Origin of the sequence: Huaxiibacter chinensis, from assembly GCF_022171985.1 — a bacterium.
Lineage (GTDB): Bacteria > Pseudomonadota > Gammaproteobacteria > Enterobacterales > Enterobacteriaceae > Enterobacter > Enterobacter chinensis_A.
In genome coordinates this window covers 22,509-45,453 of sequence record NZ_JAJVHF010000012.1, presented here as the reverse complement: position 1 = coordinate 45,453, position 22,945 = coordinate 22,509, and the positions used below count along the sequence as shown (strand labels likewise).

At 54.8% G+C, this 22,945-nt stretch carries 25 protein-coding genes; 16 read left to right on the top strand and 9 right to left on the bottom strand.

The window, feature by feature from the left end; translation table 11 throughout:
- The first annotated feature begins 167 nt into the window (after positions 1-167).
- Positions 168-1,040 (top strand): helix-turn-helix domain-containing protein, encoded by an 873-nt coding sequence (locus LZP96_RS19670; RefSeq protein WP_258926294.1) that lies wholly within the window; start codon positions 168-170, stop codon positions 1,038-1,040.
- Here the strand turns inward: LZP96_RS19670 and LZP96_RS19665 are convergent.
- Positions 1,020-2,186 (bottom strand): benzoate/H(+) symporter BenE family transporter, encoded by a 1,167-nt coding sequence (locus tag LZP96_RS19665; RefSeq protein ID WP_258926277.1) that lies wholly within the window; start codon positions 2,184-2,186, stop codon positions 1,020-1,022. The genes LZP96_RS19670 and LZP96_RS19665 overlap by 21 nt on opposite strands.
- A 90-nt stretch (positions 2,187-2,276) precedes the next feature.
- On the opposite strand from LZP96_RS19665, the gene LZP96_RS19660 reads away from it, so the two are divergent.
- Both LZP96_RS19660 and LZP96_RS19655 read left to right on the top strand, forming a co-directional pair.
- Positions 2,277-2,819, top strand: coding sequence for a helix-turn-helix domain-containing protein (locus LZP96_RS19660; RefSeq protein WP_064326083.1), 543 nt, complete (start codon positions 2,277-2,279; stop codon positions 2,817-2,819).
- A 65-nt stretch (positions 2,820-2,884) separates the two neighbouring features.
- On the top strand, positions 2,885-4,846 hold the full coding sequence (locus LZP96_RS19655) for a peptidase U32 family protein (protein ID WP_064326084.1): 1,962 nt from the start codon (positions 2,885-2,887) through the stop codon (positions 4,844-4,846).
- A 3-nt stretch (positions 4,847-4,849) separates the two neighbouring features.
- On the opposite strand, the gene LZP96_RS19650 is transcribed toward LZP96_RS19655, so the two are convergent.
- Entirely contained in the window at positions 4,850-5,077 is a 228-nt protein-coding gene (locus LZP96_RS19650; protein WP_064328124.1) for a DUF2554 family protein, read from the bottom strand.
- A 234-nt stretch (positions 5,078-5,311) separates the two neighbouring features.
- Between LZP96_RS19650 and LZP96_RS19645 the strand changes: the two genes are divergently transcribed.
- Positions 5,312-5,677 carry a hypothetical protein gene (locus tag LZP96_RS19645; RefSeq protein ID WP_064328125.1) on the top strand — a complete coding sequence of 122 codons (366 nt, stop codon included), beginning with the start codon at positions 5,312-5,314 and terminating at the stop codon, positions 5,675-5,677.
- A gap of 188 nt (positions 5,678-5,865) precedes the next feature.
- On the opposite strand, the gene ftrA is transcribed toward LZP96_RS19645, so the two are convergent.
- Positions 5,866-6,870 carry a transcriptional regulator FtrA gene (gene ftrA / locus LZP96_RS19640; protein ID WP_064326085.1) on the bottom strand — a complete coding sequence of 335 codons (1,005 nt, stop codon included), beginning with the start codon at positions 6,868-6,870 and terminating at the stop codon, positions 5,866-5,868.
- Positions 6,871-6,943: 73 nt separating this feature from the next.
- Here ftrA and LZP96_RS19635 point away from each other — a divergent pair, with 73 nt between their 5' ends.
- The 8 genes from LZP96_RS19635 to zinT all read left to right on the top strand — a co-directional run bounded on the left by LZP96_RS19635 (position 6,944) and on the right by zinT (position 14,938).
- Positions 6,944-7,345, top strand: a complete 402-nt coding sequence (locus tag LZP96_RS19635) for a rhodanese-like domain-containing protein (protein WP_064326086.1) — start codon at positions 6,944-6,946, stop codon at positions 7,343-7,345.
- Positions 7,346-7,490: 145 nt separating this feature from the next.
- Complete coding sequence (locus LZP96_RS19630; RefSeq protein ID WP_064326087.1) at positions 7,491-8,594, top strand: cobalamin-independent methionine synthase II family protein; 1,104 nt, start codon at positions 7,491-7,493, stop codon at positions 8,592-8,594.
- A 202-nt stretch (positions 8,595-8,796) separates the two neighbouring features.
- A complete protein-coding gene (gene urtA, locus LZP96_RS19625; protein ID WP_064326088.1) occupies positions 8,797-10,068 on the top strand; it encodes an urea ABC transporter substrate-binding protein in 1,272 nt (423 codons plus the stop codon).
- Between the two features lie 23 nt (positions 10,069-10,091).
- Positions 10,092-11,666, top strand: coding sequence for an urea ABC transporter permease subunit UrtB (gene urtB / locus LZP96_RS19620; RefSeq protein ID WP_064326089.1), 1,575 nt, complete (start codon positions 10,092-10,094; stop codon positions 11,664-11,666).
- Positions 11,666-12,739: an urea ABC transporter permease subunit UrtC gene (gene urtC, locus LZP96_RS19615; RefSeq protein WP_064326090.1), complete on the top strand. Its 1,074-nt coding sequence runs from the start codon at positions 11,666-11,668 to the stop codon at positions 12,737-12,739. The genes urtB and urtC overlap by 1 nt, the downstream gene beginning before the upstream one ends.
- Positions 12,739-13,536, top strand: coding sequence for an urea ABC transporter ATP-binding protein UrtD (gene urtD / locus LZP96_RS19610; RefSeq protein ID WP_064326091.1), 798 nt, complete (start codon positions 12,739-12,741; stop codon positions 13,534-13,536). The genes urtC and urtD overlap by 1 nt, the downstream gene beginning before the upstream one ends.
- A 9-nt stretch (positions 13,537-13,545) precedes the next feature.
- Complete coding sequence (gene urtE, locus LZP96_RS19605) at positions 13,546-14,244, top strand: urea ABC transporter ATP-binding subunit UrtE (protein ID WP_064326092.1); 699 nt, start codon at positions 13,546-13,548, stop codon at positions 14,242-14,244.
- 52 nt (positions 14,245-14,296) lie between these two features.
- Positions 14,297-14,938 (top strand): metal-binding protein ZinT, encoded by a 642-nt coding sequence (gene zinT / locus LZP96_RS19600; protein ID WP_064328126.1) that lies wholly within the window; start codon positions 14,297-14,299, stop codon positions 14,936-14,938.
- 41 nt (positions 14,939-14,979) lie between these two features.
- On the opposite strand, the gene ydeE is transcribed toward zinT, so the two are convergent.
- Entirely contained in the window at positions 14,980-16,173 is a 1,194-nt protein-coding gene (gene ydeE / locus LZP96_RS19595; RefSeq protein WP_064326093.1) for an efflux MFS transporter YdeE, read from the bottom strand.
- Between the two features lie 191 nt (positions 16,174-16,364).
- Here ydeE and eamA point away from each other — a divergent pair, with 191 nt between their 5' ends.
- Positions 16,365-17,264, top strand: coding sequence for an O-acetylserine/cysteine exporter (gene eamA, locus LZP96_RS19590; protein ID WP_064326094.1), 900 nt, complete (start codon positions 16,365-16,367; stop codon positions 17,262-17,264).
- 32 nt (positions 17,265-17,296) lie between these two features.
- Here the strand turns inward: eamA and marB are convergent, their stop codons facing one another.
- The 3 genes from marB to marR are packed head-to-tail and all read right to left on the bottom strand — an operon-like array spanning position 17,297 to position 18,383.
- Positions 17,297-17,515: a multiple antibiotic resistance protein MarB gene (gene marB / locus LZP96_RS19585; protein WP_064326095.1), complete on the bottom strand. Its 219-nt coding sequence runs from the start codon at positions 17,513-17,515 to the stop codon at positions 17,297-17,299.
- Between the two features lie 34 nt (positions 17,516-17,549).
- Entirely contained in the window at positions 17,550-17,930 is a 381-nt protein-coding gene (gene marA / locus LZP96_RS19580; RefSeq protein WP_157685371.1) for an MDR efflux pump AcrAB transcriptional activator MarA, read from the bottom strand.
- 18 nt (positions 17,931-17,948) lie between these two features.
- Positions 17,949-18,383, bottom strand: a complete 435-nt coding sequence (gene marR / locus LZP96_RS19575) for a multiple antibiotic resistance transcriptional regulator MarR (protein ID WP_064326097.1) — start codon at positions 18,381-18,383, stop codon at positions 17,949-17,951.
- A 256-nt stretch (positions 18,384-18,639) separates the two neighbouring features.
- On the opposite strand from marR, the gene LZP96_RS19570 reads away from it, so the two are divergent.
- Complete coding sequence (locus LZP96_RS19570) at positions 18,640-19,305, top strand: MarC family NAAT transporter (RefSeq protein WP_064326098.1); 666 nt, start codon at positions 18,640-18,642, stop codon at positions 19,303-19,305.
- A gap of 39 nt (positions 19,306-19,344) precedes the next feature.
- On the opposite strand, the gene LZP96_RS19565 is transcribed toward LZP96_RS19570, so the two are convergent.
- Positions 19,345-20,541 (bottom strand): sugar transporter, encoded by a 1,197-nt coding sequence (locus LZP96_RS19565; protein WP_064326099.1) that lies wholly within the window; start codon positions 20,539-20,541, stop codon positions 19,345-19,347.
- Positions 20,542-20,716: 175 nt separating this feature from the next.
- Between LZP96_RS19565 and LZP96_RS19560 the strand changes: the two genes are divergently transcribed.
- Positions 20,717-21,511 carry a PhzF family phenazine biosynthesis protein gene (locus LZP96_RS19560; protein ID WP_064326100.1) on the top strand — a complete coding sequence of 265 codons (795 nt, stop codon included), beginning with the start codon at positions 20,717-20,719 and terminating at the stop codon, positions 21,509-21,511.
- 80 nt (positions 21,512-21,591) lie between these two features.
- Positions 21,592-22,074, top strand: a complete 483-nt coding sequence (locus LZP96_RS19555) for a GNAT family N-acetyltransferase (protein ID WP_258926276.1) — start codon at positions 21,592-21,594, stop codon at positions 22,072-22,074.
- Here the strand turns inward: LZP96_RS19555 and ptrR are convergent.
- Entirely contained in the window at positions 22,028-22,906 is an 879-nt protein-coding gene (gene ptrR / locus LZP96_RS19550; RefSeq protein ID WP_064326102.1) for a putrescine utilization regulator PtrR, read from the bottom strand. The two genes, LZP96_RS19555 and ptrR, sit on opposite strands and share 47 nt — an antisense overlap.
- Positions 22,907-22,945: the final 39 nt, after the last annotated feature.

Sequence of the window (22,945 nt, the reverse complement as noted above, 5' to 3'; positions counted from 1 at the left end):
TCTCTTATCGTCCACGAAGAGAAGCAGTGTGACCGATAAGGCGGCGGGGCGCTTTCAGGTGTCTGCGCGACACTTGCATATTCTTGCGCTTTTTTATCAGCCCGATACTGGCAACCCGCGTCAACACTTCATAGACTGTCTCTCTGTCTCATTATCCGTTAATGATTATGTCTCACGCCTACGACACGTTTGAAACATTACGCCAGCAGAATGCCGTTCTGCGGGAGACGGTCGCCCTGAATTCAGGTATCCAGCTGGCCGCGTGGTATAACAAACACGACACGGTCACCGTGAAAAGTAATCATCACACCCTGAGTCTGTACGTGGTAGACGGTTATGAGAGTTACCACAAGACGCCGGGCGGATGGAAAAACGGCGGCGGTCCGGATCGTTTTTGCCTGATGCCGAAAGAGAGTGAGTCGAGTTGGGATATTCGTGACGATCTGTCGTTTGTGCACTTGTACTGCACCGATGCGCATCTGCGCGAGATTAGCGAAAAAATCTGGGATAAAAGCCCGACATCCATTGCGCTTGATGAGAAAACCTTCGCCAGCGATCCGAAAATCACCACCCTTTATCGCCAGTTCTTGCTGGGCTGCGACTGGCAACAGCCCGCCAATCAGCTGACGCTCAGCACGGCCAGCACCTTGCTCCTGACCCATCTGGTACAACACTATTCCAGCGTACAGTGGAAGCTTCCGGTCGTCACAGGTGGGTTATCTCCCTCTGTGTTGCGCCATACGCTGGCCTATATCGATGCGAACCTGGCGAACCCATTGACCCTGCACGAACTTGCAGAACAGGCGGCGCTCAGTGAATTTCATTTCGCCAGAATGTTCCGTCAGTCGATGGAGATGGCGCCGCATCAGTATGTCATGCAGCAGCGCATAGATAAGGCCAAAGCGCTGGTGCTGGCGAACCAGCTGCCGCTGACGGAGATCGCGCTGGCCTGCGGATTCAGCTCGGCCAGCCATTTTAGCAACAGGTTTAAACTCGCCACGGGTTTTACGCCGTCACAGCTACGCGCGTCGATAGCGTGAGAGTAAAACGTATGTGCTTCCTCCGGCAATCAGCCCCCAAAATGCCGATCCTATCCCCAGCAGCGTCACGCCGCTGGCGGTGACCAGAAACGTCACTACGGCTGCATCCCGCTCGGTTTCATGCTGGAGCGCCTGATACAAACTGCCGCCAATCGTCCCCAGCAATGCCAGTCCGGCCAGCGTCTGGATCCAGCTTAGCGGCAGCGCGGCCATCAGGGCGCTAATCGAGCCGCCAAAAATCCCCGCCAGAAGATAAAACATGCCCGCCGCCGCTGCGGCGAGCCAACGTTTACTGGCATCGGGGTGCGCGTCCGGGCTTTGACAGATGGCCGCAGTGATCGCGGCAATGCAGATGGAATAGAGGCCAAACGGCGAGAAAAGCAACGCCAGCCCGCCGGTAAAGACCATCAGCGGCGATACGGCGACGGGGTAGCCGGAGGCTTTCATGGTGGCAAACCCCGGGGCATTTTGAGACGCCATGGTAACCAGAAAGAAGGGTATCCCGATACTGAGCAGCGTGGTAAGGATGAAACGCGGGGCGATAAATTCAGGGATCACCACAGAAAAATGGAGATTAGTTGTGACAACGTCACCGCCAGCCCAGGCGACGACCCCGCCCACCACCAGCGTGGCGACAATAGCATAGCGAGGCGCAACGGCCTTTGCCGCAAGCCACGCCAGGAACATACTCCCGCACAGCAGGAAATGGCCTTCAAAATTGCTAAAAGCCTGTAAGCCAAAGCGCAGCAGCACGCCAGCCAGCATAGCCGCAGCCAGGCTGTGCGGAATGATTTTCATCAGGCGGGCAAAGAGACCCGTCACGCCACAAAGAAGGATCAGCGCATTAGCAAAAATAAAAATGCCGACGGTTTCCGAAAGCGATACGCCCTGGAGGCTGGTGGCCAGCAGCGCCGCCCCAGGGGTTGACCATGCGGTGAGAACCGGCACCCTGAACCATAACGTCAGCGCCAGCGTGCTGACGCCCATCCCCAGCCCAAGGGCGGTCATCCAGCCCGCAATTTGTTGCGCGTTGGCACCGGCAGCCGCAGCGGCCTGCCAGATAATGGCCGCAGAACTGGCGTATCCGACCAGGACCGCCACAAAGCCCGCCAGCAGCGGCGGAAAAAAGGAAGAGGAAGTCCGCATATGTTCTCCGTTGTGCGTTATAACGTCCGGTGCAATGTAGCACTGTGCGCTATAGCGTACAAGTGGTACACTCCGGCAACGGAGGAATGTATGGATATCACGCAACATCTTGCTTTTACGTTGAAAGCATTACGCCAGACGCGCGGCTGGAGTTTGTCAAAGCTGGCAGAAGAGACCGGCGTATCGAAGGCGATGCTGGGACAAATCGAACGAAACGAGTCCAGCCCGACGGTCTCCACGCTGTGGAAAATCGCCACAGGGCTGAATGTCCCTTTTTCTGTCTTTATCACACCCGAATCCGGCCCGCAGACGGCGTTTGATCCGCAGCAGCAGGCGATGGTAGTAAAACCCTTATTTCCGTGGGATGACGCCCTCAGATACGATCATTTTTCCATTACCCTGGCGCCAGGCGCCATGAGTGAATCCACGCCTCACGAGGCTGGCGTTATCGAACACGTGGTGGTGATCGAAGGCGTGCTGGAGATGTGCATTGAGGGCGTCTGGCAGACGTTATTGCCTGATACCGGCCTGCGTTTTGCTGGCGATAAACCCCATGCCTATCGCAACCCTGGCGCGCAGGCAACGCACTTTCATTCGCTCATTCATTATCCTCGTCAGGATGACGCAAAATAGTTCCGTTGGCGTAGACTTCTGACTACAATAGCCGCCATTTTGCCCCTAACGGATAACGACGACGTATGCGCCTGCAATCCCATCATCTTGAACTCTTAAGCCCGGCTCGTGATGCCGCCATCGCCCGTGAAGCGATTCTTCATGGCGCAGATGCTGTCTATATTGGCGGCCCGGGTTTTGGCGCACGCCATAACGCCAGCAATAGTCTTCGCGACATTGCTGAGCTGGTGCCTTTTGCCCACCGCTTTGGCGCAAAGGTGTTCGTCACGCTGAACACCATTCTGCATGATGATGAGCTGGAGCCCGCGCAGCGTTTGATAACCGATCTTTACCACGCGGGTGTCGATGCACTGATCGTTCAGGATATGGGCGTGCTGGAACTGGATATCCCGCCAATAGAACTGCATGCCAGCACCCAGTGTGATATCCGTACCGTTGAGAAGGCGAAATTCCTTTCTGACGTCGGCTTTACCCAGATTGTGCTGGCCCGTGAGCTCAACCTGAATCAAATTCGGGACATTCGTCAGGCTACGGACGTGAATATCGAGTTCTTTATTCACGGCGCGCTGTGCGTGGCCTATTCAGGCCAGTGCAATATTTCGCATGCTCAGACCGGGCGCAGCGCGAACCGTGGCGACTGCTCGCAGGCGTGCCGTTTACCCTATACCCTCAAAGACGATCAGGGGCGCGTCGTTGCCTTTGAAAAGCATCTCTTGTCGATGAAAGATAACGATCAGACGGCGAACCTGGGCGCGCTGATTGACGCGGGCGTACGCTCCTTCAAAATTGAAGGGCGTTATAAGGACATGAGCTATGTGAAAAACATCACCGCGCATTATCGTCAGATGCTGGATGCCATCATTGACGATCGCGGCGATCTGGCCCGCGCCTCTGCGGGGCGGACCGAGCATTTCTTTGTCCCGTCGACCGACAAAACGTTCCATCGCGGCAGCACTGACTATTTTGTTAACGCGCGTAAGGGCGATATCGGCGCATTTGATTCCCCAAAATTTATCGGCCTGCCGGTCGGTGAAGTGCTGAAGGTAGCAAAAGATTATCTCGATGTTCAGGCCACGGAGACGCTGGCGAACGGCGATGGTCTAAACGTGATGATCAAGCGTGAAGTAGTCGGTTTTCGTGCCAACACCGTGGAGAAAACAGGCGAGGGGCGCTATCGTGTCTGGCCCAATGAGATGCCTGCCGATCTGTACAAGGCGCGGCCGAACGCTGCATTGAACCGTAACCTCGATCATAACTGGCAACAGGCGTTGTTAAAAACATCAAGTGAACGGCGCATTGCCGTGGATATTGAACTTGGCGGCTGGGAAGAGCAGCTGATCCTGACCATGACCTGCGAAGATGGCATCAGCGTAACCCATACGCTGGACGGTCAGTTCGAGAAGGCTAATAACGCTGAAAAAGCGCTTAACAGCCTGAAAGACGGGGTGGCTAAGCTCGGGCAAACCCTTTATTACGCCCGCGATATTCAGGTTAACCTTGCCGATGCGCTGTTTGTTCCTAACAGCTTGCTCAATCAGTTCCGTCGCGAAACGGCAGAAAAGCTGGATGAAGCGCGCCTGGCTCACTATCCACGCGGCACCCGTAAAGCCGTTTCTGTACCGCCGCCGGTCTATCCGGACACCCATTTGTCCTTCCTGGCGAACGTTTATAACCATAAAGCCCGCGCTTTTTATCATCGTTATGGGGTGCAACTGATTGATGCCGCCTACGAAGCCCACGAAGAGAAGGGCGATGTGCCGGTGATGATCACCAAGCACTGCCTGCGTTTTGCCTTTAACCTGTGTCCGAAGCAGGCTAAAGGCAGCATTAAGAGCTGGAAAGCGACGCCAATGCAGCTGGTCAATGGTGACGAAATTCTGACGCTTAAATTTGACTGCCGCCCGTGTGAAATGCACGTGATAGGCAAGATGAAGAACCATATTTTCAAAATGCCGCAGCCGGGCAGCGTTGTGGCGTCCGTCAGCCCCGAAGAGTTGATGAAGACCTTACCGAAGCGTAAAAGCTGATTGCTATTTAAAGTGCGTGTCAGGTCTGCGTGATTTTTGCCAGTAGTGGTGATCGCGCAGACTGTCCGCTGACTCTTCCGCGGTTGCGCGCAGTTCGTCGCTGTCGGCTTCATGACGAAGCTGATGATCGGCGCTGTGCACCAGATAATAGGTGTGACCAGGATGCCCTGCCATTAATTGCCCCGAAAATAGCGCAGTGACCAGCAGAATCAGCGACAATATGTTTCTCATCTGAATATATCCTTGAATAAGATTCGCGATAATCATGCCGATGATTTCGTCGGGTTATAATTGTGATCTCAAAAGTTCCGCAAAGAAACTGTCAGGATTTGTTTTATTAATATAAGAATTATCCTAGACGCCCCCCCCCTAAATTAGTGCATTTCTGTGGCGACTCTTTACTGGGTATTTAAGGAGAATCCTATATAATAATTTTTTTAGACTACAGGACAGGTCTTGCAAAAAATGAAAAAAATATTCCCTATTGCCTCTCTGGTTATTGTTGTTATTGCTACTGCCTGCGTAAGTTATTCCTATAATGATAAGCCAACCTATCTTCAGGCAGCAGAGACACGCGTGGGATCTTATTTAACCAGTGATTATGGGCGGGTTTCATGCGAGAGCAGCAAATTGAGCGACGAGCGCTGGAATCTTCATTGCCTGACGCGTACAAGCGGACAAAAATTTGAATATACCGTGACGCCTGCAGATAAAGCGCCCTATGCCGTTTCGCGTCCATTCTATCTTGAGGCAGTTAACGATAATGCCCGTCAAAGTGCAGATCGTGGATTGATGCGTTATTTACAAATTAATAGCGGACATTCAGCGTAATTATCCCCCCGAAAGGCTAAATACGCTGGCGGCTGGAAACGTTAGCGACGCTTTGTTTAGTCTTCGTTGAGCGTCAGGGTGATAAATTTAGGCCGATCCGCAACCTGGTATGGATTGCCGGGTACGTAGATACGAAAACACAAATCTATCCATGCAAGCATTTACCGCCAGATAATGGCGGTTTTTTTTTATCTTTCTCCCGCAGGAGTGAATCTTTTACGGTACTGAGCCGGCGACAAAGCGAAGTGCTGCCGAAAGTGGTGGCGAAGCGTCGCGGAATGACTAAATCCGGTTTGTCCGGCGATACTGTCGATGCTTAACCGGCTGGTTTCGAGATACGCTTTTGCCTGCTGTAATCGCGCATTGAGCAACCATCGGGCAGGGGTTGTGCCTGTGGCGTCCTTAAACCGACGTAAAAAGGTTCTCTCACTCATACCTGCGCGACGCGCCAGCGAGCTAACGCTGTGGGTCTGGGCGATGTTTTGATGCAGGAAGTCAAATAACTGCCCCATTCTTTGACTTTCACGCAGGCGGGCCACGGGGCGGCTCAGTTGCTGCGTTTGGGCACCATCGCGATGTGGCGGGATAACCAGACGATGCGCAACGCGATTCGCGACTTCAGGGCCATAATCCCGGCGGACCAGATGCAGACAAAGATCGATGCCCGCCGCGCTGCCTGCTGAGGTAAGAATATCCCCTTCATCCTGGTACAAGACATCTTCCACTACCTGAATGGCAGGGTAACGCGCTTTGAGCGTTTCGGTGTAACGCCAGTGGGTGGTGGCTTTACGTCCGTTCAATAAGCCTGTAGCCGCCAGCACAAAAACCCCTGAGCAGATTGATAACAGCTGACAACCCCGCGCATGGGCCTGACGCAGCGCGTCGATGAGCGAGGGGGGAACGGGTTCATCAATGCCCCGCCAGCCGGGGATCACAACAAGATCGGCCTTATCGAGCAGGGAGAGCGTGCCATCGGCAACGACGTGAATTCCCCCGGTAGCCCGCAGTTCACCGTCATCGACAGACGCGACGTTAAAGCGATACCAGTCATTACCCATTTCCGGGCGGGGAAGACCAAAAATCTCCACCGCAACGCCAAACTCGAAGGTACACAATCCGTCATAGGCCAGCACTGTCACCAAAGGGCCGGGAATCTGTCTTAAGTTTGTCATCTTTTTGCTGTTTTCTGGCATGGGCGAGGGCATTCACTGGGTGAATTTCTGGTTAGAGTAGTGTTAACACAAACCCCTTTCAGGAGAAAGTACCATGAGCTACGTGACTGATATTCCTGCGGCGGCTCCTCAGGAAGCCGTTGCCCATTTTGCACACCGGTTGAGCGTCGAAACCGACTGCGCGGATGTCCACCATGCCTTAACCCACCAGCAGCAGGATTTTGTTTTATTGCACGTTGTCGGCACCGTTGAGCAATTTGCACGTCGGCATATTCCCGGCGCCCTGCACATGCCCCGGGCTGCGATAAATGCACAGAGTATGGCGCAATGGCCGACGGGAACGCTCTTTGTCGTGTATTGTGCAGGGCCACACTGTAACGGGGCAGACAGAGCGGCGTTAACGTTATCCCGACTAGGCCTGCCGGTTAAGATCATGCTCGGGGGGATCACCGGCTGGGCAGATGAAGGTTTCGCATTTGCCGGTGAAGATGAATAAAATTCATCTGCCATGAATTTTTCTCGTTTGCCGTCTTCAGGCGGATATGACATCTTTTGGACATATAGACATCCAGAAGTCTAAAAGTTCAAGTTATGAATTATCACTGCAGGCAATTATCTGCCTACAGGTAAAGGAGAAGATCATGCAGCGACAACATGCCCCGTACCGTGCCGATGTAGTTGGCAGTTTTTTGCGCACTCAGGCGATTAAAGAGGCGCGCATTAAATATGCCAGCGGCGAGATCAACGCGGGAGAGCTGCGTGCCGTGGAGGATGACGCCATTCGTCACGTCGTTGAACAGCAATGCGCCTGCGGGCTCCATGTGGTGACCGACGGTGAGTTTCGACGCGCCTGGTGGCATTTCGACTTCTTCGACGGTCTGCAAGGGGTAGAGCGTTATGATTCAAATCAGGGTATTCAGTTCAACGGCGTGCAAACCAAAGCACACGGCGTTCGCGTGACCGGCAAACTGGGCTTTGGCGCACACCCGATGCTGGAAGACTTCCGTTTTCTGAAAAGCATCAGCGGCGACGCGCAGCCGAAAATGACGATCCCTAGCCCGAGCGTGCTGCATTTCCGTGGAGGACGCAAAGATATCGATGCCACCGTCTATCCGGATCTGGACGTCTACTTTGACGATCTGGCGACCACCTGGCGTGATGCTATTCACGCATTTTATGCGGCGGGTTGCCGTTATCTCCAGCTGGATGACACCGTCTGGGCCTATCTCTGCTCCGACGATCAGCGTCGGCAGATCCGCGAACGAGGCGAGGATGCGGACGAACTGGCGCGTATTTATGCCCGCGTGCTGAATAAAGCGCTGGAGGGGAAACCGGAAGATCTTATTGTCGGTCTGCACGTCTGTCGCGGCAACTTCCGTTCAACATGGATTTCGGAAGGCGGTTACGAGCCGGTGGCCGAAGTGCTGTTTGGTACCGTGAACGTGGATGCCTTTTTCCTGGAGTATGATAACGACCGCAGCGGTGATTTCGCACCGCTCCGTTTTGTTCGTCCCGGTAAGCAGCAGGTCGTCCTGGGCCTGATCACCACAAAAAATGGCGAGCTGGAAAACCCGGAAGGGGTGAAGGCACGGCTTGAAGAAGCAGCCAGATACGTGGCGAAAGAGCAAATTTGCCTGAGTCCCCAGTGTGGATTCGCCTCTACCGAAGAGGGCAATACCCTGACGGAAAACCAGCAGTGGGATAAAGTGCGCCTTGTCACGCACATCGCAGAACAGGTCTGGTAATACCCCGGCACGGCGTTGCACCTTAATCAGGCAGCGCTGTGCCATTCTGAGTCAACTCCCGCCTTTATCGCCACGCCATCCCCGATAACATCACGCTTCGCCATTCTGGCATCTTTTTTGCTCATCTGAATCTGACGTGAGTCTCTTCGTCCATCTGAGATTATGGACGTTTCGCACCGTTTTCTTTTCAGGAGTGAAAATTATGCATCGTCGTACCTTCATAAAAGCTTTCGCGCTGTCCGCCTCGGTTGTGGCGATGGGAATGAGTTTTGCTGCTCAGGCTGCCGATACCATCAAAGTGGGGATCATGCATTCGCTGTCGGGCACCATGGCGATTTCTGAAACGCCGCTTAAAGATGTGGCCTTAATGACCATTGATGAAATCAATGCCAGGGGCGGCGTTTTAGGAAAAAAGCTGGAGCCTGTTGTGGTCGATCCGGCCTCAAACTGGCCGATCTTCGCCGAGAAAGCGCGACAGCTGCTCAGTCAGGATCGTGCCGCGGTGGTGTTTGGCTGCTGGACCTCGGTATCGCGCAAATCGGTGCTGCCGGTGTTTGAAGAGCTGAACGGCCTACTGTTCTATCCGGTGCAGTATGAAGGCGAAGAGATGTCACCTAACGTTTTCTATACCGGTGCGGCGCCTAATCAGCAGGCGATTCCGGCGGTGGAGTATCTGCTAAGCGAAGACGGAGGACAGGCAACGCGTTTCTTCCTGCTGGGCACTGACTACGTGTATCCGCGCACCACCAATAAAATTTTGCGCGCCTTCCTGCACTCCAAAGGGGTTCAGGATAAAGACATTGAAGAAGTTTATACCCCGTTTGGTCACAGCGACTATCAGACCATCGTGGCCAGCATTAAGAAATTTTCCGCGGGCGGTAAAACCGCCGTCGTTTCGACGATAAACGGCGATTCTAACGTACCGTTCTATAAAGAGCTGGCGAACCAGGGGGTAAAAGCCACCGACGTGCCGGTTGTGGCCTTCTCGGTAGGAGAAGAAGAGTTGCGCGGCATCGACACCAAACCGCTGGTGGGGAATCTCGCCGCCTGGAACTACTTTGAATCGGTCGACAATCCGACGAACCAGGCCTTTGTGGCGGATTATCGCGCCTGGGCCAAAGCCCACAAACTGCCGAATGCGGATACCGTGGTGACCAACGACCCGATGGAGGCGACCTATGTGGGCATTCATATGTGGGCACAGGCGGTTGAAAAAGCGGGCACGACCGACGTCGATAAAGTCCGTGCCGCCATGGCGGGGCAAACTTTCAAGGCGCCGTCCGGGTTCACGCTGACGATGGATGCCACCAACCATCACCTGCATAAGCCGGTCATGATTGGCGAAATCGAAGAGAATGGTCAGTTCAACGTGGTCTGGCAGACGGATGAACCGGTGCGTGCGCAGCCGTGGAGCCCGTACATCGCGGGCAACGACAAAAAATCCGATCAGCCGATCAAAACGGCCAGTCACTGAGTGACCTGCAAGGGAGAAAAGCCATGAACATACTGCGAAGGGTTGTCGCACTTTTCTGGCTTGCGGGTCTGCTGCCAGGGATGGCGCAGGCTTCGGATGCGGATAATTTCGTCGCCGCAAGCCGGGCTAAGCAGGTTAGCCTGCTCGAACAGTGGGCGATAGCCCCTGAACCTTCCCGCATGCCTCTGCTGCAGGCGTTGCAGAGGGAGAGCGTGTTTGCAGACGGACAACGGCATGCCTTTACCCGCATTAACGGTGACATGGTCGCGCTGGGAGAACAACCGCAGGTGCAGGGAGAGACCAAACCTGTCCGTCTGACCAACCGCCTGCGTATGCTCACCGCCACGGCACTGGCGACGCATCAGCTTTTTAGTGACAACGTCACGTTAAGGCTGACGGCCGCGCGGCAGCTACAACATGATGCGATGCCCTCAATGGAAGCATTGCTTGCACGTCGATATGCCGTAGAGAAGGATCCTGACGTCCGTCAGGCATTACGGGTGACGCTGGCAAATCTGCAGCTTGCCAGCCCGCAGCCTGACCTGCGATTGCAGGCGATAACCCTGTTGGGCGAATCCGCCGATCCGCAGACGCAGGCTCGCCTGATACCTTATACACAAACCGAAACCGAGCCGGATGCCCGCGTGCGTGCCGCCGCTGAAGAGAGCCTGCAGAAGATAAAACACCGACTGGTGCTGGGCGATCTTCTGGGGCAAGCCTTTATGGGGCTTTCTCTGGGATCGGTGCTGCTGCTGGCGGCGCTGGGGCTGGCGATCACCTACGGCCTGCTGGGCGTGATCAACATGGCCCACGGGGAAATGCTGATGCTTGGCGCGTACTGTACCTGGATAGTGCAACAGCTTATGGCGCAGTGGGCGCCGCACTGGCTGGCGTTTTATCCGGTTGTGGCGTTGCCCGTCGCCTTTATGGTAACTGCCACCCTCGGGATGACGCTGGAGCGGACCATCATTCGCCATTTGTATGGCCGACCGCTGGAAACCCTGCTCGCCACCTGGGGGATCAGTCTGATGATTATTCAGCTGGTGCGCATGACGTTCGGTGCGCAGAACCTTGAGGTTGCCAACCCGGCCTGGCTGTCGGGTGGGGTTCAGGTCTTTGCCAACCTGATTCTGCCCTGGAATCGCCTTGTCGTACTGGGATTTGTGCTGCTGGTGCTGTTCTTTACCTGGCTCATTCTCAATAAAACGCGACTGGGACTTCACCTGCGTGCGGTTACCCAGAACCGCTCTATGGCGGCCTGCTGCGGGGTACCGACCGGACGCGTCGATATGCTGGCTTTTGGCCTGGGTTCAGGTATCGCCGGGCTGGGGGGCGTGGCGCTCTCGCAGTTGGGCAACGTCGGTCCGGAGCTTGGGCAAGGATACATTATTGACTCATTCCTGGTCGTGGTACTGGGCGGCGTCGGGCAACTTGCGGGCAGCGTCGCCGCTGCGTTCGGGCTGGGTATCTTCAATAAAATTCTTGAGCCACAAATGGGGGCGGTACCCGCCAAAATTTTGATTCTGGTGGCGATCGTGCTGTTTATCCAGAAGCGACCGCAGGGTCTGTTTGCATTGAAAGGGAGGGTGACGGACTGATGAGCCAGCCATTAACCTTAACCATGGCGCGCAGAGCGCCACGTATGACGCAGCTGCTGGGCGGTCTTGTCGTCGCGCTGCTGCTGATTATGCCGTTTCTTACCTTACTGCCTGCCAGCCATCCGCTGGCGGTCTCAACCTGGATGCTGACCCTGGTGGGTAAAATCCTGTGCTACGCCATCGTTGCTATCGCGCTTGACCTGGTGTGGGGCTACGCGGGGATGCTCTCTCTCGGTCACGGCCTCTTTTTTGCCCTTGGGGGATATGCGATGGGGATGTATCTGATGCGCCAGGCCTCCGGGGAGGGGCTGCCCGCGTTTATGGCGTTTCTCTCGTGGGATGAGATGCCGTGGTTCTGGTGGGGAACGCAGCACTTCGCCTGGGCTATGGTGTTGATCGTGATGGTACCCGGGCTGCTGGCGCTGGTATTTGGCTGGTTTGCCTTTCGCTCGAAGATCAAAGGCGTCTACTTCTCCATCATGACCCAGGCGCTGACTTACGCGGGCATGCTGCTGTTTTTTCGCAACGAGACCGGCTTTGGCGGCAACAACGGTTTTACCGGCTTCACCACGCTGCTGGGTTTTCCGGTGACGGCGACAGGCACGCGTATTGGGCTATTTCTGGCAACCGTTCTGCTGCTTCTGGCATCGCTGGCTATCGGCTTCTGGCTGGCGAAAAGTAAATTTGGCCGCATTCTTACCGCCGTTCGCGATGCGGAAAACCGTCTGACGTTTTGCGGCTACGACCCACGCGGTTTCAAGCTGCTGGTGTGGACGCTCTCCGCCGTGTTGTGTGGTCTTGCGGGCGCGCTGTATGTTCCGCAGGTGGGCATCATCAACCCTGGCGAAATGTCGCCAACCAACTCTATCGAGGCGGCCATTTGGGTGGCGCTGGGCGGACGCGGCACCCTCGTCGGACCGGTGATAGGGGCGGCGTTGGTTAACGGTGCAAAAAGCTATTTTACCGTGGCGATGCCGGAATACTGGCAGCTGTTTCTTGGGGCGATTTTTATCGGCGTCACGCTGTTCCTGCCGCGTGGGGTCTACGGTCTTTATCGTAAAGGAGAGAAATAATGCAGCCCGCGGAAGGACTCTTTACCCGTCAATTACCCGGCGATCGCTTTCGCGACCAGACCGACCCGGTGCTTCAGCTTGAGGCGATAAACGTCAGTTTTGATGGTTTTCAGGCGTTGACCGATCTGACGCTTAACATCGGTGTCGGAGAGTTACGCTGTGTCATTGGTCCAAACGGAGCCGGTAAAACGACGCTGATGGACGTCATCACCGGCAAAACCCGGCCACAAAGCGGACGGGCGATTTACGATCAGTCGATCGATCTCACCACCCTTGATTCGGCGACCATTGCACGAAAAGGGATCGGACGCAAATTCCAGAAGCCCACGGTATTTGAAGCCCTGAGCGTGTGGGAGAACCTGGAGCTGGCAATGAAAGGTGATAAATCGGTCTGGGCCAGCCTGCGGGCGCGGCTGAATTCGGCGCAGGAAGACCGCATTCACGAGATGCTGATGCTCCTTCGCCTGGGCGCTGAACGTCACCGCTCTGCGGGCCTGCTGTCGCACGGGCAAAAGCAGTTTCTGGAGATAGGCATGTTGCTGGTTCAGGACCCGCATCTCCTGTTGCTGGATGAACCTGCCGCAGGCATGACGGACGCGGAAACCGACTATTCTGCAGAGCTTTTTCGGACGCTGGCGGGCAAGCATTCTCTGATGGTAGTGGAACACGACATGGGATTCGTCGAGACCATCGCCGACCATGTCACCGTCTTACATCAGGGGCGGGTGCTGGCAGAAGGCTCGCTGCGTGACGTCCAGGCCAACGAGCAGGTCATCGAAGTCTATCTGGGACGCTAAGGAGGCTCAATGTTACAGGTGAACGAACTGCATCAGTATTACAGCGGGAGCCATATTTTACGCGGCGTCAGTTTTGAGGCACCCAGCGGCGAAGTGACCTGTTTGCTGGGGCGCAATGGTGTCGGTAAAACCACTCTTCTGAAATGCCTGATGGGGCTGGTCCCGGTACGCAGCGGGGAGATCGTCTGGCAAGGTAAAGCCATCACCCACGCTAAACCGCATCAGCGTGTTCAGTCCGGCGTGGCGTATGTTCCGCAGGGGCGCGAAATTTTTCCTCGTCTCACCGTCGAAGAGAACCTGCTGCTCGGGCTGGCGCGATGCCCGGCCCGCGAAGCGAAGACGGTACCGGATGATATCTGGCAGTTATTCCCCGTGCTGAAGGAGATGAAACACCGCCGGGGAGGCGACCTCTCGGGAGGGCAGCAACAACAGCTGGCTATCGGGCGCGCGCTGGCCAGCCGCCCGCAGCTGCTCATTCTGGATGAGCCGACCGAAGGGATCCAGCCGTCGGTCATCAAGGAGATCGGCCAGGTGATTCGTCAGCTAGCCAGCCGGGGAGATATGGCGATTTTGCTGGTTGAGCAATTTTACGACTTTGCAGCGGGGCTGGCGGACAATTATCTGTTGATGTCGCGCGGCACCATTATACAGCGCGGGCGGGGCGAACAGATGGAGCAGGAGGGAGTGCGCGGACTGGTTGCCATCTGAAATGTTATACTATAACATCCTCATTCTCATAAAACGGAGTGAGGATCTTATTTTGGCAGCACATATTGGAAAATTTGCAATGACTCTGGCGGCCCTCCTGGCGAGCGGCCAACTTTTTGCCCATTCGCACGGCCATCAAATGACCGAGGCAGAACAAAAAGCGGCAAATGGCGTATTTGAAGATAAAGATGTCCGGGACAGAAAGCTGTCCGACTGGGATGGCGTCTGGCAGTCGGTGTATCCTTTCTTAGAGGATGGTTCGCTGGATCCCGTGCTGAAAAAGAAAGCAGAGAAGGACAGCAGTAAATCGTTTGACGAATATAAAGCCTATTATCGCAAAGGATACGCCACCGACGTCGACACCATCGGCATCGAAAATAATGTAATGGAGTTCCACACCGGTAAAGCCGTGAGCCGCTGTCAGTATGATTACAGCGGATATAAAATCCTGACCTACACCTCCGGGAAGAAGGGCGTGCGTTATCTGTTCGAGTGTAAGGATGCCAGCAGCAAGGCACCGAAATTCGTGCAGTTCAGCGACCACACTATCGGCCCGAAAGCGTCTGCCCACTTCCATATCTTTATGGGTAACACCTCGCACGAGGCGTTACTGAAAGAGATGGATAACTGGCCGACCTATTATCCGAACGAAATGTACAAAGAGCAGGTGGTTGACGAGATGCTGCACCACTAATCCTGTCGCCGGGCAACGCGCTGTTTGCCCGGCACTTCACCTCAGGCTGTTTCGGACTGTTTGCACCAGGCTTTCACATTCATCCCGCGTAAAATCATCAGCCAGGCGATGACGATCGCACCCATCATAATGGCAAACAGGGACCAGTGCGGCAGATGGGTCAGTATAATCCCGGTGATCATAGGATTGGCCGCTGCGCCTAACCAGCCGAGCGCCTGGGCGGAGAAGTAGCTCGATTTCATGCCCGGCGGGGCAATGTTATCTATCAGCATATATTCACCCGGTGCGTAAATAATTTCGCCAATGGTGAAAACCGCCGAGGCGATACCCCAGTAGACTAAATTACTCCCGGACAACATAAATCCACCCAGCCCTAATAAGAAAAAGAGGGTGCCTAAGGCCATCAGCGGGCGAATATTACTGGCTGAGATTTTCCGGCCAATAACATACTGTAACGAGACCACCACGGCGGCATTAACGGGCAACACAACGGCCACCACTTTCTGGGCAAAATCGCTGTCGTAATCGGCGGCTAAAACATACTGCGAAATACAGCTGGCAAAAGATCCCCCGACGTAAGACGCCAGAAAACCTGAAAGCGTAAACCAGAATAATGCCTTGTCGCGCAGCAGGACCGACGGTTGCCAGGGGACGGGCTGTTCAGACGCGTCAGCGGCGAGGCCTTTTTGCACATACAGCTGTATAAAGACCAGGGGCAGAGCGGCACAAAACGCGGCGAGCCAGAACGGCAGTTGCAGGCTGTACATCACCAGCAGGGTGCCAATCGGCGGGCCTATCGTCCAGCCGATATTCAAAAAGCTGTAGTTAAGAGAGAAAACGCGTGCTTTCTCACCGGACGTTAATACATCGGCAAACCAGGCCTTCAGTACGGTTGAAAATACCGAATAGGCGCAGTTGATCAGGGCAAAAAACAGGACCACCAGCGTGACGTTATCCACCAGCGGAATAGCAATAAAGCCGGCAATAAACGCTACGATCGCGTTCAGCATATAACGCTTTTTATCAAACTTATCGGCCAGGATCCCAAACCCCATGCTGAACACCACGCCAATGGTGAGCGCGATGGTCAGAGCATAACCAATATTCTCCACGCTCATGTTATAGACGCGCGTGAGATAAATGGTCATAAACGGCAGCGTTGCCCCACGACCGATGGTTAATAACAATGACGATGCCAGCAGCGCTGCGGTTGAGCGCCTGAGAGATGGTTTCATTTTCCTGCCCGACAATTGCTGATGCTTATAGTGTTGTGTTCTAAAAGGATTACCATGCCATAAGGGGCTTGTATAGCACCCAATTTATCCGCACGTGCGTATTCTTCCTGCCAGAATTAATGATCTTTTCCTCCGCGTTTTTTTTCGTTACCTTGAAGTGTTTACAAAAATTTAATAATCAGGGGCGGGGTATGACGCGGAAAGACGGACTGCTGGCATTGCTGGTGGTAGTAGTGTGGGGCCTGAATTTTGTGGTCATCAAAGCCGGGTTGCATAATATGCCCCCCATGATGCTGGCGGGACTGCGTTTTTTACTGGTGGCCGTACCCGCGCTCTTTTTTGTCGCCCGGCCTAAAATTCCCCTGCGTTTGCTGCTGGGCTATGGCCTGACGATCAGCTTTGCGCAGTTTGCGTTTCTTTTCTGTGCCATCAAGTTCGGCATGCCTGCCGGGCTGGCCTCGCTGGTGTTACAGGCGCAGGCGTTCTTTACCATCATTCTTGGCGCGTTTGTGTTTAGCGAACGGCTGCAGGGTAAGCAGCTGGCAGGAATTGCGCTGGCGGTATTCGGGGTGCTGGTGCTGATTGAAGCCAGCCTGAACGGTCAGCACGTGGCCCTGCTGGGCTTTATGTTAACCCTGGCGGCGGGGTTGAGCTGGGCCTGCGGCAATATCTTTAACAAGCTGATTATGCAGCATGAGGCGCGCCCGGCAGTTATGTCTCTGGTGGTCTGGAGCGCGCTGATTCCGATTGTGCCCTTTTTCGCGGCGTCGTTTATTCTGGATGGCCCGGCGGTGATGCTCAAAAGCCTGATCGATATTGATCTGATGACTTTGCTGTCGCTGGTTTATCTGGCGTTTATCGCCACCATCGTGGGCTACGGGATATGGGGAACGCTGCTGGGGCGATACGAAACCTGGCGCGTCGCGCCGTTGTCCTTACTGGTGCCGGTGGTCGGGCTGGCCAGTGCGGCGCTGTTGCTTGATGAAACGCTGAGCGCGCTGCAGTTAATGGGCGCGGTGCTGATTATGGCTGGGTTATATATCAACGTATTCGGACTGCGTTTACGCAGAGCGTCGGGGGTCAGGGGATAAAAAAGGCCCCGCATCCGCGGGGCAAAAACGAATCAGAGGCTGTGCTGATTGTAATACGGCACGCCTAATTCGTCGGATTTGTCGCTACCCGCACCCATATGATTGAAATCGAAGGGCGATTGTTGTTGTGCGGAGGGCAGAATCATCGCGTTGCGCGCATTCTGCTGCGTAGCGTCAGTGGTTTGCTCCGCATAAGTCTGGCCGGAGACCAGCACCAGTAAGGTGAGGGCGGCGGAGGCGATACGTTTCATGAGTTCCTCGGTTACGTCTTAATACAGGCGATTATCAGTTACAATGAGTCAGTGGAAGCAAATAGCGGGACTCGCCCGGCATACTGGTAATGCGATACTTATGCGGCGGCACGTCAAAATAGTTCTTAAACGTGCGGGTCAGGGTTTGCTGCGATTCAAACCCATAACGTTCGGCCAGATAAAGAATCGGTTCATTACTTTCTTTGAGCTTCTGGGCAATTTCCGTCAGCTTACGGCTGCGGATGTATTGACCTAATGAATGACCCGTCTCTTTTTTAAACATCCTTTGCAGGTGCCATTTTGAGTAACCTGAACGCTCGGACACTTTCTCAAGTGACAGGGGAGATTCCAGGTTATCTTCGATCCAGTCCAAAATGCTATGAATAGTGATGGCGTCATTATTGCGTCTGGACATCGTCATACCTCTTTCTGTTTACGGCAGGATTTTCTTCAACAAATGTTCAAGAGTGACCACTTCATCCGCCGTTAAGTTTTTTGTTAATTCCTGATGCAGGGTTTGTCCTACTAACTCGTGACATTTTTCACACATGGCCGCGCCGTCACTGGTGAGTTGCACCAGCACGCCACGTTTGTCATTCGGGTTAGGTCGTCTTTCAATCCATCCTTTGCAGACAAGACGATCGAGCATGCGCGTCAGGGCACCGAGATCGACGGAGAGCACTTTTTTTAGCTCAACCGGCGTAATACAGACTTCACAGCGAATAGAACACAGCACTTTGAACTGCGTTGCGGTGATGTCCATCGGAGAAAGGTAGTCGTTCAACAGCCGATCTTTTTTCTGGTTCACCATGTGGATAAGACGACCCAGTGGGATTATGTCGTTAAAGAGATCACTGGTGCTTTTCACAATGGTTGCCCTGGCAAGTAGTTTAATCACGGCAGATATTATTGCTCAGGCAAGTATAAGTCAACTGAATGGATCGACGGATGCCACGAATTGCTAAAACGTTTCATGAACTTTTTTTGGGGGCTTTCAAATCATGTACATAACCCTGGGTTATCGGCCGTGAACAGAAAATTTAACTTACAGGGTACAGATGGCTCACCCGCATGATTTCACCGTATACTTGGGACGTTGATTATGGATAAGGATACGAGGCGCTATGTTGGATCTCTTTAAGGCCATTGGGCTTGGTCTGGTGGTATTACTGCCATTAGCCAACCCGCTTACCACCGTTGCCCTGTTTTTAGGGCTGGCGGGGAATATGAACAGCGCTGAGCGCAACCATCAGTCGAGGATGGCCGCGGTCTATGTGTTTGCCATCATGATGGTGGCGTATTACGCCGGACAGCTGGTGATGAACACCTTCGGGATCTCGATCCCGGGCCTGCGTATCGCCGGTGGACTGATCGTTGCTTTTATTGGATTCCGGATGCTCTTCCCGGTGCAAAAAGCGCATGACTCTCCCGAAGCCAGAAGTAAGTCGGAAGAGATGGAGGATGAACCGACCGCCAATATCGCCTTTGTGCCGTTAGCCATGCCGAGTACGGCGGGGCCGGGAACCATCGCCATGATTATCAGTTCGGCCTCAACGGTGCGCGATGGCGGCACGTTCCCTGACTGGGTTATCACCCTGGCACCGCCGCTAATCTTCGCGCTCGTCGGACTGATTGTCTGGGCTTCTTTGCGCAGCTCTGGGGCGATCATGCGGTGGGTAGGCAAGGGTGGGATAGAAGCCATCTCACGACTGATGGGCTTCCTGCTGGTTTGCATGGGCGTGCAGTTTATCATTAACGGCGTACTGGAGATTATTAAAACCTACCACTGAATCGATGCCGGGCGGCAGGGCGCCACCCGGGTTAACCTTTTATCCGTGATGGGCCTGCTCTTCCATTGCCACGGGCCATTTGCGGAAAATTAATACCGACCAGACCAGCGCTATGAGTGCCGGGATCGCGCCGAGATATCCAATGGCCGACATCGAGACGTTAAGGCTTATTTGATTTCCCAGCAGTGCGCCTGCGCCAATGCCCAGATTGAAAATACCCGAGAACAGCGACATCGCCACGTCGGTGGCATCGGGGGCCAGGGCCAGCACTTTCACCTGCATCCCCAGACCGATAATCATGATCGCCACTCCCCAGAAAATACTCAGAATAGCCAGATGAGTCTCGCTGCCCGCGGCAGGCATCAGCAGCAGCAGACACGCCAGCAGTAAGCCGATTGCGCTACTCACCAGCAGCGAGGCATGCTGGTTGCCGAGCTTGCCAAACAAAATACTGCCAATAATGCCCGCGCCACCCAGAATCAACAGCAGGATGGTGGCGAAATTACCGCTAAAGCCCGCGACGACCTGCACAAAAGGTTCGATGTAGCTGTAGGCCGTATAGTGGGCCGTGACCACAATCACCGTGAGAAGATAAATGCTCATCAGTGCAGGGCGACGCATCAGCAGCGGCAGGCTTTTCAGCGAGCCGGAGTGTTCACTGGGCAGTGCAGGCAGGAGTTTGATCAGGCAGATAAGCGTAACCAGCGCCCCCATCCCGATAGCGAAAAAGGTGGTTCGCCAGCCAAAGTATTGCCCCACGATGCGGCCGATTGGCAAACCCAGCACCATCGCCAGCGCCGTACCGGTCGCGATCAGGCTCAGCGCCTGCGCCCGTTTGCCTGCCGGGGCAAGGCGAATGGCAAGCGACGCGGTAATCGACCAGAAGATGGCATGTGCAAACGCGATACCGGTGCGGCTAATCACCAGGACGGTGAAATTCCACGCCAGAAACGACAGCACATGGCTGGCAATAAATAACACGAACAGACCAATGAGCAGCTTGCGTCGCTCCATCTGGCTTGTCAGCAGCATAAAGGGGAGCGACATGAGCGCCACTACCCAGGCATAGATGGTCAGCATAATGCCCACCTCTGCCGTCTCCATCTGGAAACTCTGCGCGATGTCAGACAGCAGGCCCACGGGAACAAACTCCGTGGTATTGAATATAAAGGCGGCAATTGCCAGTGTGACCACGCGTAGCCACGCGACCTTGCGGGAAACTGTGTTCGTTGTCATAGGGATATCAAGGGTTCGTCGGGAGAAGATGAAGAGAGGATCTTAAAGCGTTAAACGGCGAAAACTCAACCATTATGTGATGGAGATCTCAATTATTTGCACCGACCAACGGTAGCGGCGAGCTTCGTTTTCGCTGAGTATAAGGAACGAGACAGTAAAAACAGGCGATATATCCATGCAGGAAATTGATTTTTATCTGGTTGATGCCTTCAGCGATAAGGCATTTGGCGGGAATACCGCTGCGGTGTGTCCGTTGCAGGAGTGGCTCCCCGATGAAGTGTTACTGAATATGGCTAAGCAGCATAATCAGTCGGAGACAGCTTTTCTGGTGCGAACCGATACGGGTTTTGATTTGCGCTGGTTCACCACGCAGTATGAAATCAACCTCTGCGGTCACGCGACGCTGGCGGCGGCGCACGTCATTTTTGAATATCTTGATTATCCGCAGACAGACATTGTTTTCTCTACCCGTTTCGTTGGGGAACTGACCGTAAAACGCAGCGGCGACTGGCTGACGCTCAACTTTCCGGCCTGGTCGAGCGAGGAGGTCGCGAACCCACCAGCCTTACTCTTCAGCGCGCTGGGCATTGACGGCGCAAAAGAGGTCCGCGCCGGACGCGACTATATGGTGGTGCTGGAGACGGAGCAGCAGGTGGCCGATCTCACGCCGGATATCGCCGCGATGCTGCCGCTGGATAAAATGGTGTGCGTCACGGCCCCCGGGGATCGCTATGATTTTGTCAGTCGTTTCTTCTGCCCGGGGGAATCGGTGCCTGAAGATCCGGTGACCGGTTCGACCCATAGCATGTTAATTCCTTACTGGAGCGACAGGCTGGGTAAGACGACGCTGCTGGCGCGCCAGATTTCTGCCAGAGGCGGTGATCTACGCTGCGCATTGCAGGGCGATCGCGTGCTGATTGGCGGCCAGGCGACTCTGTATCTGAAAGGAAAAATTTTTCTGCGTCTTTAGCGTGGAGAAATAAGTTAATCGTATGAACGCTTGCCAGGCAGGCCCGCTATGTTGATAAGAAACATCACAAGGAGCCTGCCATGTATTCCATTACCTCTGAATCTGCCTCACACCCGGATATTCTGGCGCCGGTTGCTGCGCTGGATGACTATCAAACCGCCCTTTATCCCGCCGAAAGTAACCATCTGCTGGATCTTTCTCAGTTGCCGGACAGCGCATTACTGATGATGGTCATTCGCGACAATCAGCTTAACGCGGTGGGCTGCGGGGCGATTGTCCTGAACGGCGACGGAACCGGCGAAATGAAGCGGGTTTTTATCGATCCCCGCCATCGTGGTCAGCGTCTGGGAGAGAAATTGCTGGCCGCGCTCGAAGATGAGGCGCTAAGCCGTCACTGCCACACGCTGCGACTGGAAACCGGTATTAAGCAGCATGCGGCAGTGAGTTTATATGAACGCTGTGGCTATCATACCCGTCAGGCTTTTGCGCCTTATCATGACGATCCGCTAAGCCTGTTTATGGAGAAGGCGCTGGTGGCTGACGTTCGTTTAGCAGTGCTATAAAGGCTTCGAGCTGGCGGGTCATCGCTCCGCGCCGCCACACCAGCCAGGTGGTAAGCCAGCGCCAGTTTTCCGCCAGCGGCCAGGCCGCCACCTGATGATGCCCTGGCATACTTTCCAGCATTGAACGGGGCATCAGGGCAATGCCTGCCCCGGCAATCACGCAGGCGAGCATCCCGTGATAGGACTCCATTTCATGAATGCGCCCGGGCGTGACGCTATCCGCATGGAACCAGCTTTCCAGATGTCGGCGATAGGAACAGTTGGCGCGAAAGGCATACACATCGCTGCCGCTGACCTGAGTGGCGCGTGAAACGGCATCGTGCCCCGCTGGGGCCACCAGCATCATCTCTTCCCGATAGACCGGCATCCCTTCCAGTTCCGGGTGCGATAAAGGCCCATCGACAAACGCCGCGCTTAATGTGCCCTCAAGGACGCCATCAATCATCGTGCCTGACGGGCCGGTAGAGAGGGCAAACTGGATGCGCGGATAACGCTGATTAAACGCCGCAAGGCTTTCGGGAATGCGCACGGCCGCCGTGCTTTCCAGCGCGCCAAGGGCAAACAGCCCCTGCGGCTCATCTCCGGCGACAACCATCCGCGCCTCATCCACCAGCGCCAGGATCTGCCTGCTGTAGCGCAGGAAATTGTGACCTGCGGGGGATAAACGTAACCGCTGGTTTTCACGAATGAACAACTCCACGCCAAGATCGGCTTCCAGCTGTCGGATACGCGTGGTCAGGTTTGACGGAACACGATGCACTTTTTGCGCCGCCTGGGTGATGCTGCCGGTCTGGGCGACGGCGTTAAACATTTCAAGCTGGGTTAAGTCCATACCATTCTCGTTTTGTGAATAAGGTGGTTAGTATTATTC

Coding starts and splice junctions, on each gene's coding strand:
- LZP96_RS19670 (WP_258926294.1), top strand. CDS start 168: ATGTCTCACGCCTACGACACGTTTGAAACATTACGCCAGCAGAATGCC.
- LZP96_RS19665 (WP_258926277.1), bottom strand. CDS start 2,186: ATGCGGACTTCCTCTTCCTTTTTTCCGCCGCTGCTGGCGGGCTTTGTG.
- LZP96_RS19660 (WP_064326083.1), top strand. CDS start 2,277: ATGGATATCACGCAACATCTTGCTTTTACGTTGAAAGCATTACGCCAG.
- LZP96_RS19655 (WP_064326084.1), top strand. CDS start 2,885: ATGCGCCTGCAATCCCATCATCTTGAACTCTTAAGCCCGGCTCGTGAT.
- LZP96_RS19650 (WP_064328124.1), bottom strand. CDS start 5,077: ATGAGAAACATATTGTCGCTGATTCTGCTGGTCACTGCGCTATTTTCG.
- LZP96_RS19645 (WP_064328125.1), top strand. CDS start 5,312: ATGAAAAAAATATTCCCTATTGCCTCTCTGGTTATTGTTGTTATTGCT.
- ftrA (WP_064326085.1), bottom strand. CDS start 6,870: ATGCCAGAAAACAGCAAAAAGATGACAAACTTAAGACAGATTCCCGGC.
- LZP96_RS19635 (WP_064326086.1), top strand. CDS start 6,944: ATGAGCTACGTGACTGATATTCCTGCGGCGGCTCCTCAGGAAGCCGTT.
- LZP96_RS19630 (WP_064326087.1), top strand. CDS start 7,491: ATGCAGCGACAACATGCCCCGTACCGTGCCGATGTAGTTGGCAGTTTT.
- urtA (WP_064326088.1), top strand. CDS start 8,797: ATGCATCGTCGTACCTTCATAAAAGCTTTCGCGCTGTCCGCCTCGGTT.
- urtB (WP_064326089.1), top strand. CDS start 10,092: ATGAACATACTGCGAAGGGTTGTCGCACTTTTCTGGCTTGCGGGTCTG.
- urtC (WP_064326090.1), top strand. CDS start 11,666: ATGAGCCAGCCATTAACCTTAACCATGGCGCGCAGAGCGCCACGTATG.
- urtD (WP_064326091.1), top strand. CDS start 12,739: ATGCAGCCCGCGGAAGGACTCTTTACCCGTCAATTACCCGGCGATCGC.
- urtE (WP_064326092.1), top strand. CDS start 13,546: ATGTTACAGGTGAACGAACTGCATCAGTATTACAGCGGGAGCCATATT.
- ydeE (WP_064326093.1), bottom strand. CDS start 16,173: ATGAAACCATCTCTCAGGCGCTCAACCGCAGCGCTGCTGGCATCGTCA.
- eamA (WP_064326094.1), top strand. CDS start 16,365: ATGACGCGGAAAGACGGACTGCTGGCATTGCTGGTGGTAGTAGTGTGG.
- marB (WP_064326095.1), bottom strand. CDS start 17,515: ATGAAACGTATCGCCTCCGCCGCCCTCACCTTACTGGTGCTGGTCTCC.
- marA (WP_157685371.1), bottom strand. CDS start 17,930: ATGTCCAGACGCAATAATGACGCCATCACTATTCATAGCATTTTGGAC.
- LZP96_RS19570 (WP_064326098.1), top strand. CDS start 18,640: ATGTTGGATCTCTTTAAGGCCATTGGGCTTGGTCTGGTGGTATTACTG.
- LZP96_RS19565 (WP_064326099.1), bottom strand. CDS start 20,541: ATGACAACGAACACAGTTTCCCGCAAGGTCGCGTGGCTACGCGTGGTC.
- LZP96_RS19560 (WP_064326100.1), top strand. CDS start 20,717: ATGCAGGAAATTGATTTTTATCTGGTTGATGCCTTCAGCGATAAGGCA.
- LZP96_RS19555 (WP_258926276.1), top strand. CDS start 21,592: ATGTATTCCATTACCTCTGAATCTGCCTCACACCCGGATATTCTGGCG.
- ptrR (WP_064326102.1), bottom strand. CDS start 22,906: ATGGACTTAACCCAGCTTGAAATGTTTAACGCCGTCGCCCAGACCGGC.